The following is a 14,587-nucleotide window of genomic DNA, read 5'->3' on the forward strand; positions in this document are numbered from 1 at the left end:
GTAGCGCCGATGGTACTGCAGGGGGGACCCTGTGGGAGAGTAGGACGCCGCCGAACAATTCTTCTGAAGAAGCCCCGCCCGGGTTCCGGGCGGGGTTTCTTTGCGTTCACGGGCTCAGTCGCCGGGTCCCCGAGATTGTGTCGGGCCGGGGGTGGTGCTAGGTCCACCTCAAAGACGGGTGGAACAGCCAATGTGCTGCGAAGGCTCCAGCCGTGAAACTGATGCCATCGCCCGCAGTACGCCGACGTCAGGAGCAAGCCCAGTGGCAGCCGTAGCGCCCCTCGAAGACATGAAGGCGGCCGGCCGTGGTGTGCCGGCCCGCCTCAGGGAAGCCGTTCTGGCAGTGGGCCGGTCTCTCGTCGCCATGGCCGGCGCCGGCGTCAGCGTCGCCGTGCCGATCATGGTCGTCCTCCTCACCGGCGCCACCGTGGTGCAGTTCCTCTACGCCCCGGAGTCGGGGCCTGTCGGCGTTCTGATCGCCGCTCTGGTGACGGGGCTGGTGGCGGCGTACTGGTGCTCGCGGCACAGCGCAGGCTGGACACGGGCTCAGATCCGGCGCTGGTGCGGGGTGGTGGTGCGGGCCGACTACTCGCCCATGCCGCCCCTGGAGCGGGACGAGCGCGGTCACTGGTGGACGGGCTTCTCGTACCACCGGCGGCACGGCGTGGCGCGCGTGGCGCGCTTCCTGCACTGGAGCATGCGGGACCGCGTGACCCGCCGGGACGCGATCTGGTGGCTGCTCAATCCCTGGTCCGCGCTGTTCTTCCTGGTGCCCCCGGTGCTGCTGCTCGGAGGTGGCGTGATCTTCGGCCTGGTGTCCCTCTTCGAGGGCCCCGCCTACGGGGATCTGAGCAGCCGGCACCCGCTCAGCCACCTGATATCGGTCCTGCTGGGCGGCGTGGTGGCCGCGGTGGGCCTCCTGCTCTCGCCGTACGCGCTGCGGGCGCACCTCGATGTGGCCGCGCGGGTGCTGGAGCCGGGCCGGTGGGCCAGCAACACCCAGCTGAAGCGCAGGGTCGAGGAGCTGACGCTGACACGAGCGGACGCCCTGGGCAACCAGGCGGCCGAGCTGCGACGGATCGAGCGGGACCTGCACGACGGCGCCCAGGCGCGGCTGGTGGCGATCGGCATGACGCTCGGCACGATCGAGCACCTCATGGAGACCGACCAGGCCGCAGCCCGTGAGCTTCTCTCCGAGGCCCGGCAGTCCTCTGCCAAGGCACTCCAGGAGCTGCGCGACCTGGTGCGGGGCATTCACCCGCCGGTCCTGGCCGAGCGCGGGCTGGGCGACGCGGTGCGGTCCCTGGCGCTGGACAGCCGGCTGTCCACCGAGGTGACGGTCTCCCTGCCGGATCGGCCGGAGCTCCCGGTGGAGGCCGCCGTCTACTTCTGCATCAGCGAGCTGCTCGCCAATGCCGCCAAGCACTCCGGCGCGCAGCAGATCTGGGTGGACATCCTGCACCGCGCGGGCCTGCTCCGGGTCACCGTCACCGACGACGGCTGCGGGGGCGCCCAGCCCGGTCGGGGGAGTGGGCTGTGGGGCATCGAGCGTCGGTTGGGTACCTTCGATGGCACGCTCTCGCTGAGCAGCCCGCCGGGCGGGCCGACGACCATCACCATGGAGCTGCCGTGCGCGTTGTCCTCGCAGAGGATCTCTACCTCCTTCGACAAGGGCTGATCCGGCTCCTGGAGGTGCACGGCTTCACCATCGCGGCGGCAGTCGAGACCGGCCCGGAGTTGTTGGAGGCACTGCTCACGGAGAAGCCGGACGTCGCGGTGGTGGACGTCAGGCTTCCGCCCACGCTCACCGACGAAGGTCTCCAGGCGGCGCTCGCCGCCCGGCGCGAGATCCCCGGCCTGCCGGTCCTGGTGCTGTCGCAGCACGTCCAACAGCTGTACGCGCGCGAGCTGTTGGCTGACGGCTCGGGCGGCGTGGGGTACCTGTTGAAGGACCGGGTGTTCAACGCCGAGCAGTTCGTCGACGCCATCCGCCGGGTGGCGGCCGGGGGTACCGCCATGGACCCGGACGTGATCGCCAAACTGATGGCCAGCCGGGCCGGTTCGGGCCCGCTCCAGCGCCTGTCGCCCCGGGAGCGGGAGGTGCTGGGGCTGATGGCCGAGGGCTGCTCGAACTCGGCCATCGCCGCCCGACTCACCGTCAGTGACGGCGCGGTGGCCAAACATATTGCCAATATCTTCACGAAGCTGGAGCTCGCTCCGGCCGAAGACGCCAACCGCCGTGTCCTGGCGGTGTTGGCGCACCTCAACGGCACCCCGGAGCGGACACCGGCGTCCGGGTGGGAGGCGTCGTGAAACGCGTGTACGAGTAGTATCCGGTGGGCCGAGACGGTCCACAGCACGGAGACCCCGTGTCCGGCCGAGGGTGGATTCGGCAGTAACGGTCGCTTACGGCAGCAGCCGGTCCCCAGGGGTTGATCTAGTACATGGCACGCCCATCCCTCACTCGCGCTCACCGGGCCCTCCTCGGCGTGGTCGCCGCGGGTGCCTGCCTGATCTCCGGCATCGGCTTCGCCGGTTCGTACAACGCGGTGCGCGAACTCGCGGTCCAGAAGGGGTTCGGCGCCTTCTCCTACGCCTTCCCGATCGGTGTCGACGCGGGCATCGTCGTCCTGCTCTCGCTGGACCTCGTGCTCACCTGGCTGCGGATACCCTTCCCGCTGCTGCGGCAGACGGCGTGGCTGCTGACCGCCGCGACCATCGCGTTCAACGCGGCCGCCTCCTGGGGTGACGCGCTCGGCATGGCGATGCACGCGGTCATCCCGGTCCTGTTCGTGGTGGTCGTGGAGGCCTCCCGGCACGCCGTCGGTCGGATCGCGGCGATCACCGCCGACCGCCACATGGAGTCGGTGCGCCTGATGCGCTGGCTCCTCTCGCCGGTGCCGACCTTCCGGCTCTGGCGCCGCATGAAGCTGTGGGAGCTCCGCTCGTACGACGAGACGGTGCGGCTGGAGCAGAACCGCCTCGTCTACCGGGCGCAGCTGAGGTTCCGGTACGGCCGTGGCTGGCGCCGCTCCGCGCCCTTCCAGGCGCTGCTGCCGCTCAAGCTGGCCAAGTACGGCGTACCGCTCGACCCCAGCATCCTCGACCGGATCGACGGCCCGCTCGAGGTGACGCGGGGCGAGGCCGCGCCCGCCGGTCCGGCCGCGGTGGCGGCTTCGGTCGCGGTGCCGACGCTGGCCAAGCTGGCCGCTGTCCGACTGCGGGACGCGCAGGACCCGGACCACGACAGCACCCCGGTCTCCGAGCCGGAGGCCGCCGCGCTCAACGTGTGGATGACCCGCGCGGTCCGCAGCTACTCGCAGCAGGCCGACGACGCCGAGGCGCAGGGCGGGCGGACGTCCCCGTGGTTCAAGCCGCCGCGGGCGGCCGCTGAACGTCCGGCCGGGCCGCAGGTCCAGGGCGCACCGGCGGGACAGGGCGAGCGCCCGGCGCGTCCGATGCCGTCCGCCGGTGGCCGCCCCCAGGGCGTTCCGCAGCAGGGCATGGGTCGGCCGGCCCCCGGGCAGGTGTCGCCCGGTCGGCTCGGGCGTCCGATCCGCCTGGAGCAGACCGTCCACGCGGACGCCGAGCAGCTCCAGCAGGACGTGCGCCGCTTCGCACAGCCGCAGCACGGTCCGCAGGCCGGCCCTCGCGGCGCGATGCGCGGCGGGGAGGAGGCCGTGGCGGAGCCGCTGCCCTTCGACCAGGCCGAGGCGGACCTCGCGGAACTGGCGGAGCTGGACTTCGACGCCGCCGGTGCGCAGTCGGCCGGGCGCCGTTCCGGGGCGGACCCGCTCGACCCGGACGTCTGCTTCGACGCGCTGATCTCGTACATCGACTCCTACGAGCAGCAGCCCGACCCGCAGAGCCTCGCCGCCTACCTGACCACCGAGTACGGGGTCACCGGCTCCCGTCCGGACGGTTCGGTCAACCCGGCGGACGTGAACCGCATCTGGGCCCAGCTGCAGAATCGATACGTCAGCTCCGGCCGCGAGTAGCCGCCCGCACGCGTCGGCCACTGACACACATCGGCCCGCTGACACATGCCGGGCCTTCGGCACAACCGTGCGTCACCACAAACGTGAGGGAGCCCGCCGCACCCGTCCGCCGGACGGGTGCGGCATTGACGTCCCGGCGCGGCGAACATTACCTTCGCATCAACAATTTGTTGAAGCGCCGGTGCGGTGCCGGCCGGCGCGTCATGGAGGAGTTCTGATGGCGCAGGTCGAGCTGGACGGCAACATGCCCGCAGGTGGGGCCGCGTTCTCCGCCGCGGCGCGGGCGGCGGTGGCCTCGCTGCTGGCCCCGATCGACGCCGAGCTGGCCCGCCGCTACCCGGGGGAGCCCGGCAGCCGTCAGCCCGTGCACACGGTGTACGTCCCGGCCGACGCCTTCGGCGCCGACACGGTCGGCGACTGGGGCCGCCAAGCCCTGGAGGCGTTCGACGCGCACGCCGCGACGCCGGAGCAACTGGCCCAGGCCCTCGGCGTCCCCGCCGACGCGCTGCTCGCCGACGTGCACGCCCGGGTCCGGGCGAAGCTGGAGCGCGAGCCGATCGAGGACCTCCGGATCGACTTCGAGGACGGCTACGGTCCCCGGCCGGACGCCGAGGAGGACGCGGCCGCCGTCCGCGCCGCCCACCTGGTCGCCGCCGCGGTCGCCGCGGGCACGGCGCCGCCGTACATCGGCATCCGGATCAAGTGCATGGAGGCGGCCGTCCGCGACCGTGGCATCCGCACCCTGGAGCTGTTCCTCGCGACCCTGCTCGCCGAGGGCGGGCTGCCCGAGGGCCTGGTGCTGACCCTGCCGAAGGTGACCTACGCGGAGCAGGTCACGGCCCTGGTCCGGCTGCTGGAGGACTTCGAGCGGCAGGCGGGTCTCCCCGCCGGGCGGCTCGGCTGCGAGATCCAGATCGAGACGACGCAGGCGATCCTCGGCCCGGACGGCCGCGCCACCGTGGCCCGCATGATCGACGCAGCCGAGGGCCGCGCCACCGGTCTGCACTACGGCACCTTCGACTACAGCGCCGCCTGCGGGGTCAGCGCGGCCTACCAGAGCATGGACCACCCGGTGGCCGACCACGCCAAGGCGGTGATGCAGGTCGCCGCGGCGGGCACCGGCGTGCGGCTGTCCGACGGTTCCACCAACGTGATCCCGACCGGCACCACCGAGCAGGTCCACGCGGCCTGGCGGCTGCACCACGGCCTCGTCCGCCGTTCGCTGGCCCGCGCCTACTACCAGGGCTGGGACATGCACCCGGCGCACCTGCCCACCCGGTACGCCGCGGTGTACGCCTTTTACCGCGAGGGGCTGGAGGCCGCGGCGGCCCGGCTCGCCGCCTACGTCGCCAAGGCCGGCGGCGACGTGATGGACGAGCCGGCCACCGCCCGCGCCCTCAGCGGCTACCTGCTGCGCGGCCTTGACTGCGGCGCCGTGGACCCGGCGGAGGTCACCCGGCTCACCGGCCTCGACCGGGCCGCGCTGGACGCCCTCGCCGGTCGCTGACCTGCGGCGCGGCGCCCCCGGCGCCCCGGTGCGGGCAGCGCGGCCGCGGGACGGGCGCGGCACGGGAACGGCGCCGGTCCGGAGCCCCTCCCGGAGCGTTAGGCTGGCGGAACGCCCCGTGCGGGACGTCCGGTCGCGCCACGACGGCGCCGCTCTTCCCGCACCGTCCGCCGCCGCCCCGCCCGTCCCGGAGACCTGTCGCGCCATGTCGGAGCCCCGTCCGAAGCCCTACCTGACCGTCCGGGGCTCCGGCAGCCACGAGATCGAGATCAAGAAGTCCCGCTTCATCTGCCATCTCGGCCGGGTCGCCGACGAGGACGAGGCGCAGGCCTTCATCGCCGCGATCCGCAAGCAGTACTGGGACGCCCGGCACAACTGCACCGCCTTCGTGGTCGGCGACGACCAGCGGCGCGAGCGCTCCAACGACGACGGCGAGCCGAGCGGAACCGCCGGCGTGCCGATGCTGGAGGTGCTCCGGCGGCGCGGCCTGACCGACACCGTGGCGGTGGTGACCCGCTACTTCGGCGGGATCAAGCTCGGCGCGGGCGGGCTGATGCGGGCGTACGGCGGCTCGGTCTCCGAGGCCGTGGACGCGATCGGCCTGCTGGAGCGCCGCCCGGTCGCGCTGTTCACCGTGCCGGCCGACCACACCAGGGCCGGACGGCTGGAGAACGACCTGCGCGCCGCGGGGTACGAGGTGCGCGACCTGGCCTACGAGGCCGCCGGGGTCCGGATCGAAGTGGGTGTGCCGGAGGACGGCGTGACGGACTTTCACGCCTGGCTGGCCGAGGTCAGCGGAGGGGCGTCCGCGGCCGAGCCGGCAGGGTGGAGTTACCGCGAACTGCCGATCGAGTGACACTCGAACGAATTAACCATGCCCGGAGCCGGAACTTCCGCTCCGGGCATCTCCGTTTCCAGCACAAGGACGTCGCACCGGCACCCGCCGGACGGCGCCGGACATCCACCCCGTCGATGGAGGACCGCAGACCCCACCACTGCACCACGGGAGGTACCGAGCATGACACCAGACCACGCCCCGACCTCCGGCCGCCCAGCCGAACCACACGGCCTGCCCAGGCAGGCCGACCAGTCCGGACGCGCCACCGCCTACCGGACGACCGTCACCACGCCGCTGCCCTTCGACGACGTCCTCGCCCTGGTGGACGAGGCGCTCGGTGCCTGGCTCAAGCAGGAGGGCCACGACGAGCCCCCGCCGACCGGCCGGTCCCCGCGGGCCGAGCGGTTCAGACTCGGTGAACGTGTGCTGCTGGACCGCGACACCGGCCCACTGCCCGCATCCACCGCGGCACCGGCCGTACACACCGCCGCCACTGCATCCGATCCTGATACCGCCTCCGCCTCCGCTTCCGACTCCGCCGCCGGGCCGGTGAGCCCCGCCGGCCGGTACGCCCGTCGCAGGCTGCGCACCCCGGACGGCGCGCACCGCACCCACCTGCTGACCATCACCCTCGCCACCCCGGCCGACCCTGTCGGCCCGGCCGGCACCGCCACCTCCGTGGACGGCCGCACACCTGTGGTGTTCCGGTTGGAGGCCGAGTACCTCACCTCCGGCCCGCCGGTCCTCAGCCCCGTCCGGGTGCCGGTTCCCGAGGTCGCCCGCACCCTGCTGCCGCTGCTCGACGCCTACGACGGCCCGGCCGTCCTGACGGCCCAGCCACGTGTGGTCGGCCCCGCCGAGGTCGACGACCTCATCGACCAGCTCTGCGACCCGGAGCGCCGGCTGGCCGCCGTCGTCGTCAGCGTGCCTCCGTCCACCCCGCTGGAGGAGTGGCTGGCCGAGCAGGTGCAGCCGGTCCTGCACCAGGTCACCGGTCTGGCCTCGCTGCACGTCCTCGACCATGCCGCGCTGCCGCTGTTCAACGTCGCCTTCGAATTCCACAAGGTCTACGGCGGCGCGGTGCGCACCTACCTCCCGGAGGTCGACCCGGCCTCCCGCGCGGACGCGGGCCGCCACCAGGTGCTCGCCAAGCGCCGGATGGCGGAGGACACCCGTAGGGCGGCCGGCCTGCTGGCCCGCGAGCCCCGGCAGATCGCGGCGGCCCTTCCGACACCCCCGGCGCTGGCCGCGGTACCCCCGCTGGTCGTGCCGCAGGAATACCGATTGCCCGTCCGTTCCCGGACGGCGTCCGAGGCACCGCGCTCCCGGGTCGACGAGCGGCGCCGCCGCACCGTGCAACGGCCCCCCCGCTCCGGCAGCCGGCTCTGCACCACGGTGCCCGCACCACTCGTCGCGGTCATGCAGACGGCAGACCTGCGTCCGGCGGCCGCGCTGCTCGCACCCGCCGAGGCCGAGTTCGCCCGCCTGGTCAGGGACGTCGCCGCGGACAAGGAACTCGGGCCGGACAGCTTCGGGGAGCTGGTCAGCCGGTTCGCCGAGTTCCCGCTGCTGGAGTTCACCGGTGACGAGAAGGAGACCATCGCGCTGGACGGGAAGCCCGACGGCACAGGCTGGGCCCGGCTCGCCTGGGACGGGCTGACCGCCCTTCAGGAGTACGCGGCCGCGGCCGTGCGCGGTCAGGCGGGCGGCGACTTCAAGGCCTGGTGCGAGCACACCCCGCCCGGCTGCCACCACTTCCCGCCGCGCAAGGCGGTCCGCTGGGAGTCCCGCACGGTCGAGAGCCACGCCAAGTGGAAGCGGGAGCGCATGCTGCCGGTGCCGTCCTGTGTGGACGCCTCGCGGCGCGCCTTCATGGGCGCCCACCTCCGGATCGGCGGCGGTTCGACCGCGCCCCGCCTGCACTACCTCGACGACTGCTCGGGCAGTGGCCGCATCTACGTCGGCTACATCGGCCAGCACCTGACCAACACCCGCACCAACTGACCCCACCGGCACCGATCTCCACCGGCACCGATCCCCACAGACAGACGGGACCAACTGACAGGCAGACACCATCACCCCCATCACACCAGGGACCGACCGACCCACGGCACGCCTTCACCCCGGCCGCGGTGGCAACACCGCGGCCGGGAGGCACCCCCACGAGTGGCTTGGTCACGGTGCAGCGTGGCCAACTCCCGGTTGTTGGCTGACCGGTGCATCCGAACGGTGGAGAATGCTCGGCAGGGGCCGTGACCGAGCGGCCCCTGCGAGCGCGTGCGGGCTGGTCCGGGCCGCTGCGATCTCGCCGAACGTTCAGTGACGTAGTGGCCCAGTGCCGTTAGTGGCTCAGTGACGTAGTGGGGGATCGACCGCTGATGCAGCATTCACCCGACAGCCGCACGGACGGAACACCGTCGGCCGTCTCCGCACTCCGGGCCGCCGGAGCCCAACCCGCCCACGAGGCCCCCGAACCGCTGCAGGCCGGCTTCCTCGCCACGCTCTTCCGCGACCTCGGGGCGGAAGCGCCCGCCGGGGTGCCGGAGGAGGACGCGGTCGTCGCACACGCCCGCGCGGCAGCCCTGACGCACCATCGGACCCTCACCGTGCAGGCCGAGCACGAGCACCTCGCCGACCTGCTCCGCCGCGCCGCGCTCCCGGTCTCCGCGATGGACTTCGAGAGCCAGCTGCGCAGCTACGAGCCGCGGCCCTTCCCGGCCGACGCCGATCTCCCGCCGGCCGAGGCGGAGCCGCGCTGGGCGGACTACGCGCCGCCGGAGCCCCCGGCCGCCGGTCCCGACGAGCCGGCCTCCCGGCGGCTCCTCGACTCCGGCTACCAGCGCCAACTCGCCCAGGCCCGGCTCCGCCACCAGAAGGACCTGCGCGAGTGGCGGGCCCGTCAGGCCGAGGGCACGGCGGCCGAGGCCCGGGCGGCGCGGGCCGCCCACGAGCAGGCCGAGCAGGCCAGGGCCAGGGTGGTGCGCGAGTACAACCAGAGCCTGGAGGAGTGCCGCCGCGCCTACCGGCTGTCCGAGCCGGCCGCGGTGGAGTCGCTGCTGGAGCGTGCCCTCGCGGCCGCCGAGGGTGCCACCCGCGACATCCCGTCCACCTGCCGGGCACTGTTCCGTCCGCTGACCCGGACGGCCGTCCTCGACCTCGACCTGCCGCCGCTCGACGTGGTGCCCTCGCTCACCGGCTACCGGCTGGCCGCGGACGGCGCGGCCGAACCTGTCCCGCGTCCCCCGTCCGAGCGGTCCTCCGACTACCTGCGCCTGGCCGCCCGCCTCGCCCTGCGCGCCCTGCAGGCGGCGGACGCCGTGGACACCGACGGGATCCTCGCCGGCGTCGTGCTGAACGGCTGGCTGCGCCGTCCCGGCACCGCCCCGGTCTGCCTGCTCAGTGTGGACGCCGACCGTGACGCGCTCGCCCGCACCCGTCTGATCACCGAGCCGTCCGGGGGCCCGGCGGTGCCGGCGGAGGACGACGAACCCGTGCTCGGCGTGTACGCCGACGCCGAGCAGGACGAGGCGCTGCTGCGGCTGCGCGAACTGTCCGCGGTGGTCACGCCCGACCCGTTCGGGCCGGTGCCGGTGGTGCCCAACGGCACCGCCGGTGCCACGGTGCCCTCCACCGCCGAGCTCTCGCCCAACGAGTTCGCCCAGCTGGTGCGCGAGCTGCTCACCCGGGGCGGCCTGGGCACCTGGAGCGTGCGGCTGCGCGGGCCGTTCGGGCTGGTCGCCACCGCCGAGGGGGCCAAGGACAGCGCCCTGCCCGGCCGGTGGGTCGTCTGGGCCTCCCGGAACACCGACCCGGTGGCCGAGGACGAGCTGCGCACCCTCGCCGAGGCCGTCCGCGAGGAGGGGGCCGAGCGCGGGCTGCGCCTCACCACCGGCAGCTTCGGTGAGGCGGCGCTCGACCTCGCCGCGGAGGAGGGCTACCGGCGCATCCACCTCATCGACGGCGAAGGCGTGCGCGAGCTGTCCCGGACGCACCTCGGTCTGCCCCTGGCGGCGGGCTGAGCGCGCCCGGGCCCGGGCGGCGGCACCGCGCGGACGCACCTGCGCCGGACGGACGGCCCGCCCGGCGGCGTCCGACCGCTGCACCGGCGCCGCCGCCCTGTCAGGCTGGAGGGATGGGAATCGGGTTCCTGGACAGGTGGCGCGCCCGGTATGCCCACAGCCGGGACGGCACCCCGCTGCAACCGGACGAGGCGACCATGGCCGGCCTCCTCGCCGAGTGCGGGCTGCTGCGCGACCTGGCCGAGGACTCGGGCGTGCGGCTCGACGACGGCGTGACCTCGCTGACCCAGCTCGACCAACTGCTGCCGCGCTGGCGCGACGATCCGGAGGTCTCGGAGTGGCTGGGCAACGACGCCGGCCTGTACCTCGGCACGGTGCTGCACCGGACCGTGCCCGGTACGGTCTGGCGGCTCGACGAACACGACCGTCCGCTGGTGGTGCTGCCCGGCGGGCGAGAGCTCGACGTCACGGCGATCGGCCACAGCTGGGCGGTCGTGGGTTCGCCCCAGCTCGCCGCCGCCTACCTCGCCGCCACCGACGCCTGAGCCCGCCCGCCGTGCCCGCCCCGACCCCCACGCTCCCGCCCGGCCCCGTCCCGCTGCCCGGCCCCGCGCGGCTGCTCCGGCCCGAAGCCCAGCGCGCGCCCCGCACCGTAAGACCCGACGACCATCAGCCCGACGACCACCAGCCCGACCTCCGAGGGCCCGAGGACCGAGGGGCTGACCGGTGACGGCGATCCTCGTCGCCGCCGCGGCCTTCCTGATGACGCTGATCGGCGGCTGGGTGGCGCAGCGGACCGGCGACCGGCGGCACCTGGTGCTCGGGTTCGCCGCCGGGCTGATGCTCGGCGTGGTCGCCTTCGACCTGCTGCCGGAGGCGGTCCGGGCCGCACCGGACGAGATCCACGGCGTCCCGCAGGCCCTGCTGATGTTCGCGGCCGGCTTCCTGACGATCCACATCATCGAGCGGGCCGTGGCCATCCACCGCAGCCACGAGGGCGAGTACGCCGCCCACACCCACGGGCACCGGCACGGGCACGACGACCACGCCCGGCAGGGCATCGGGCTGACCGCGGCCGGCGCGCTGGTCGGCCACAGCCTGATGGACGGCTTCGCGATCGGCGCCGCGTTCCAGGCGGGCACCACCGTCGGCACCGTGGTGGCCATAGCGGTGGTGGCGCACGACTTCGCGGACGGCTTCAACACGTACACCATCACCCGGATGTACGGGAACGACCGCCGCAGGGCGCTCACGCTGCTCGCCGCGGACGCGCTGGCCCCGGTGACCGGGGCGGCGATCACGCTGCTGTTCACCATCCCGGTCCACCTGCTCGGCCTCTACCTGGGATTCTTCGCCGGGTTCCTGCTGTACCTGGCGACCTCGGACATCCTGCCGGAGGCCCACAGCCCGCACCCCTCGCGCACCACCCTGCTCTGCACGCTGCTCGGCGTCGCCTTCATGTGGCTGGTCATCGGCTTCGCCGACTGAGCCCAGGCCGGGGACCGAGCCGGGGCCGGGGGTCGGGGCCGGGGTCGGGGTCGGGGCCGGGGTCGGGCTACGCCGAGCCGCCGGACATCCGCCCCACGAGGGCACCGGCGGAGGCGGCCTCCACGCGTGCCCACTGCTCCCGGATCGCCCGCAGGGCCGCCGTGATCGCCGGACGCCGGGAGGCCTGGGTGCGCCACAGTGCGTAGACGCGGCGGGTGGGCTCGGGGGAGACCGGTCGGGCGACCACCCCGGCGGGCAGCGGCGCGCGGCCGAGCCGGGGCACCAGACCGAGTCCGAGGCCGGCCTCGATCAGCGCGATCTGGGTCTCGAACTCGCCGACCTGGTACAGCACGTCGGGCTCCTCGCCGGCCTCGCGGAGGGTGCGCACCAGCCAGTCGTGGCAGATGTTGCCCGGCGGCACGCTGATCCACCGCTGCCCGAGCAGCCGGGCCACCGGCACGGTGTCCAGCGCGGCCAGCGGGTGCTCGGCCCGCAGCAGCAGGTCCACCGGGTCCAGGCCGAGGTCCATCCGGGAGAGCCCGTCCTGGACGGGGAGGGGCACGGTCGGCCAGTCCTGTACCAGGGCGAGGTCGACCTCGCCGCGGGTGACGAGCTCGACGGCCAGGTACGGGTCGGTCTCCAGCAGCCGGACGTCGAGGTCGGGGCAGTGCTCCCGCAGGTCGGCGAGGGCCCCGGGCAGCACCCCGCGGGCACCGGTCGCGAAGGAGGCCACCAGCAGCCGGCCGACCGCCTGGCCGCGCCGCTCCTCCAGCGTCACCTCGGCCTGCTCGACGAGGGCGAGCAGCTGCCGTGCGGTGTCGGCGAGGCGCACTGCTGCATCGGTGAGCACCACACCGCGGCCCTGGCGTTCCAGCAGCACGGTGCGGGTCTCACGCTCCAGCTTGGAGATCTGCTGCGAGACGGCCGAGGGCGTGAATCCGAGGGCGGCCGCCGCGCCGCCGACCGAGCCGTGCACCGCCACCGCGTGCAGCGCCCGCAGTCTGCCGAGGTCCAACATGGCGGCCATGCTAAAGCACTGCTGAATGGTTCGGTTCAGAATTCATCGCTGGTGCTGAACAATGCCGGACCGTCAGGCTCGTCCCATGCCACCGACCGCCGGCCCCGCCGCCTCCACGTCAGCCGTCTCCCCGTCCCCGTCCCCGTCCCCGTCCCCGTCTCCGTCCCCGTCCTCGGCCGCACCGGCGGCCGCCGCCTCCGGTGCCGTCATGGCGCCGCGCGACATCGGTCTGGCGGTGCTGATCGCCGCCGTCTGGGGCTTCAACTTCGTGCTGATCCACGTCGGCCTGGAGAACTTCCCGCCGCTGCTCTTCTGCGCGCTGCGGTTCGCCGTCGTGGCCGTGCCCGCGGTCTTCCTCGTCGGTCCGCCGAGGGTGGCGTGGAAGTGGGTGGTGGCGGTCGGCTGCACGCTCGGCGTGGCCAAGTTCGGGCTGCTCTTCCTCGGTATGCACGCCGGCATGCCGGCCGGGCTGTCCTCGCTGGTGCTGCAGAGCCAGGCGGTGTTCACCGCACTGTTCGCGGCGGTGCTGCTGCGCGAGCGGCCGACCGGTCAGCGGGCGGCCGGCCTCGCCATCGCCTTCGGCGGCATCGCCGTCGCCGCCGTCGACCACGGCCTAGGCGGCCCGGTTGCGGCGTTCGCCCTGGTCATCGCCGCGGCCGCGTTCTGGGGACTGTCCAATGTGCTGACCCGCCGGGCCGCCCCGGCGGACGCGCTGCGCTGGATGGTCTGGGTCAGCGCGGTGCCGCCGCTGCCGCTGCTCGCCCTGTCCCTGCTGGTGGAGGGCCCGGAGGCCGACCTGGACGCGCTCGCCGGCATCACCGCCGCGGGCATCGGCGCGATCGCCTACGTCGGGCTGGTCTCCACCCTGTTCGGCTTCGTCGCCTGGAGCCGCCTGCTGGGCCGGTACGACGCCTCGGCGGTGGCCCCGTACTCGCTGCTGGTGCCGGTGTTCGGGATGTCCTCGGCCTGGCTGCTGCTCGGTGAGCGGTTCAGCTCCCTCGCAGGGGTCGCGGCCGCCCTGGTGATCGCCGGGATCGGGCTCACCGCGCTGCCGGCCGGCCGGGTGGCGGCGCTGACTCGTACGCTGCTTCGGCAGCCCGCAGCGCCCGCAGCAGAACCTCCTGCTCCGCGCGGCTGACCGGCTCGAAGTACTCCTGGGCGACCTCGTGGCGGACCTGCCCGATCCGTTCCAACGCGGCCCGGCCGGAGTCGGTCAGCACCACTCGGACGGCCCGGCGGTCGGCCGGGTCGGGGGTGCGCGCGACCAGCGCGGCCTCCTCCAGGGCGTCCACCACCGCGGTGGCGGAGCGCGGCACGATGCGCAGCCGTTCGGCCAGCTCGCTGAGGCGCATCGGGGCGCCGCCGGAGTCCTCCCCGCAGCCGGGGGCGTGGGCCAGGGTGCGCAGTGCGCGGGCCTGGGCGGGGGTGATGCCGTAGGGCTCCAGCCGGTGCATGGTCTGTCGGCGGATCCGCTTCATCGCCCGGGTGAGCGCGTCGGCGAGCTCCGCGGCGGTGTCGGCGGTCGGCGGCGTGGTCATGGCGGGCTCCCGGCTCGGAGTGCCCCGGCCCGGCCCGAGGCTGCGGGGCCAGGTTATCGGTGCGCCGGTGTCCCGATCCGAAATATTGTTGAGGCAAGCTCACTATTCGGTTTAGCGTAGAGGTGGTCGGCCCCGCCGTGGGCGGACCCCGACCTGAAGCATCCGAAGCACCCGAGAACAC

General features: G+C 74.0%; 12 protein-coding genes. 10 read left to right on the top strand and 2 right to left on the bottom strand.

Going from position 1 to position 14,587, the window contains the following annotated elements; genetic code table 11:
* Window positions 1-343 precede the first annotated feature (343 nt).
* From AB0P35_RS30985 to AB0P35_RS31025, 9 genes are all read left to right on the top strand, one after another.
* Window positions 344-1,678: a sensor histidine kinase gene (locus tag AB0P35_RS30985; RefSeq protein WP_363517408.1), complete on the top strand. Its 1,335-nt coding sequence runs from the start codon at window positions 344-346 to the stop codon at window positions 1,676-1,678.
* Complete coding sequence (locus AB0P35_RS30990) at window positions 1,630-2,313, top strand: response regulator transcription factor (RefSeq protein ID WP_095874788.1); 684 nt, start codon at window positions 1,630-1,632, stop codon at window positions 2,311-2,313. Before AB0P35_RS30985 ends, AB0P35_RS30990 begins: the two co-directional genes overlap by 49 nt.
* A 131-nt stretch (window positions 2,314-2,444) precedes the next feature.
* On the top strand, window positions 2,445-3,998 hold the full coding sequence (locus AB0P35_RS30995) for a DUF2637 domain-containing protein (RefSeq protein ID WP_363517412.1): 1,554 nt from the start codon (window positions 2,445-2,447) through the stop codon (window positions 3,996-3,998).
* A 244-nt stretch (window positions 3,999-4,242) separates the two neighbouring features.
* Window positions 4,243-5,505, top strand: a complete 1,263-nt coding sequence (locus AB0P35_RS31000; protein WP_363517476.1) for an aldolase/citrate lyase family protein — start codon at window positions 4,243-4,245, stop codon at window positions 5,503-5,505.
* A gap of 205 nt (window positions 5,506-5,710) precedes the next feature.
* Window positions 5,711-6,361, top strand: coding sequence for a YigZ family protein (locus AB0P35_RS31005; RefSeq protein WP_363517415.1), 651 nt, complete (start codon window positions 5,711-5,713; stop codon window positions 6,359-6,361).
* Between the two features lie 162 nt (window positions 6,362-6,523).
* Window positions 6,524-8,347 carry a hypothetical protein gene (locus tag AB0P35_RS31010; protein WP_363517418.1) on the top strand — a complete coding sequence of 608 codons (1,824 nt, stop codon included), beginning with the start codon at window positions 6,524-6,526 and terminating at the stop codon, window positions 8,345-8,347.
* Between the two features lie 374 nt (window positions 8,348-8,721).
* Window positions 8,722-10,362, top strand: coding sequence for a restriction endonuclease (locus tag AB0P35_RS31015; protein ID WP_363517421.1), 1,641 nt, complete (start codon window positions 8,722-8,724; stop codon window positions 10,360-10,362).
* A 113-nt stretch (window positions 10,363-10,475) separates the two neighbouring features.
* Entirely contained in the window at window positions 10,476-10,907 is a 432-nt protein-coding gene (locus tag AB0P35_RS31020) for a DUF6278 family protein (RefSeq protein ID WP_363517424.1), read from the top strand.
* 217 nt (window positions 10,908-11,124) lie between these two features.
* Window positions 11,125-11,850: a ZIP family metal transporter gene (locus AB0P35_RS31025; RefSeq protein WP_095875651.1), complete on the top strand. Its 726-nt coding sequence runs from the start codon at window positions 11,125-11,127 to the stop codon at window positions 11,848-11,850.
* 67 nt (window positions 11,851-11,917) lie between these two features.
* Here AB0P35_RS31025 and AB0P35_RS31030 read toward each other — a convergent pair whose 3' ends face one another.
* Entirely contained in the window at window positions 11,918-12,868 is a 951-nt protein-coding gene (locus AB0P35_RS31030; protein WP_363517427.1) for a LysR family transcriptional regulator, read from the bottom strand.
* Between the two features lie 208 nt (window positions 12,869-13,076).
* Between AB0P35_RS31030 and AB0P35_RS31035 the strand changes: the two genes are divergently transcribed.
* The gene (locus tag AB0P35_RS31035; RefSeq protein WP_363517481.1) at window positions 13,077-14,006 is read left to right on the top strand and encodes an EamA family transporter; all 930 of its coding nucleotides are present in this window, start codon (window positions 13,077-13,079) and stop codon (window positions 14,004-14,006) included.
* Here the strand turns inward: AB0P35_RS31035 and AB0P35_RS31040 are convergent.
* Entirely contained in the window at window positions 13,909-14,406 is a 498-nt protein-coding gene (locus tag AB0P35_RS31040) for a MarR family transcriptional regulator (protein WP_363517430.1), read from the bottom strand. The two genes, AB0P35_RS31035 and AB0P35_RS31040, sit on opposite strands and share 98 nt — an antisense overlap.
* Between the last annotated feature and the right edge of the window lie 181 nt (window positions 14,407-14,587).

Source organism: Kitasatospora sp. NPDC085879, assembly GCF_040686255.1.
Classification (GTDB): Bacteria; Actinomycetota; Actinomycetes; order Streptomycetales; family Streptomycetaceae; genus Kitasatospora.

Bases quoted from the DNA above. Each gene is read 5' to 3' on its own strand.
- AB0P35_RS30995 (WP_363517412.1), top strand. From the start codon at position 2,445: ATGGCACGCCCATCCCTCACTCGCGCTCACCGGGCCCTCCTCGGCGTG.
- AB0P35_RS31000 (WP_363517476.1), top strand. From the start codon at position 4,243: ATGCCCGCAGGTGGGGCCGCGTTCTCCGCCGCGGCGCGGGCGGCGGTG.
- AB0P35_RS31005 (WP_363517415.1), top strand. From the start codon at position 5,711: ATGTCGGAGCCCCGTCCGAAGCCCTACCTGACCGTCCGGGGCTCCGGC.
- AB0P35_RS31010 (WP_363517418.1), top strand. From the start codon at position 6,524: ATGACACCAGACCACGCCCCGACCTCCGGCCGCCCAGCCGAACCACAC.
- AB0P35_RS31015 (WP_363517421.1), top strand. From the start codon at position 8,722: ATGCAGCATTCACCCGACAGCCGCACGGACGGAACACCGTCGGCCGTC.
- AB0P35_RS31020 (WP_363517424.1), top strand. From the start codon at position 10,476: ATGGGAATCGGGTTCCTGGACAGGTGGCGCGCCCGGTATGCCCACAGC.
- AB0P35_RS31025 (WP_095875651.1), top strand. From the start codon at position 11,125: ATGACGCTGATCGGCGGCTGGGTGGCGCAGCGGACCGGCGACCGGCGG.
- AB0P35_RS31030 (WP_363517427.1), bottom strand. From the start codon at position 12,868: ATGTTGGACCTCGGCAGACTGCGGGCGCTGCACGCGGTGGCGGTGCAC.
- AB0P35_RS31035 (WP_363517481.1), top strand. From the start codon at position 13,077: ATGGCGCCGCGCGACATCGGTCTGGCGGTGCTGATCGCCGCCGTCTGG.
- AB0P35_RS31040 (WP_363517430.1), bottom strand. From the start codon at position 14,406: ATGACCACGCCGCCGACCGCCGACACCGCCGCGGAGCTCGCCGACGCG.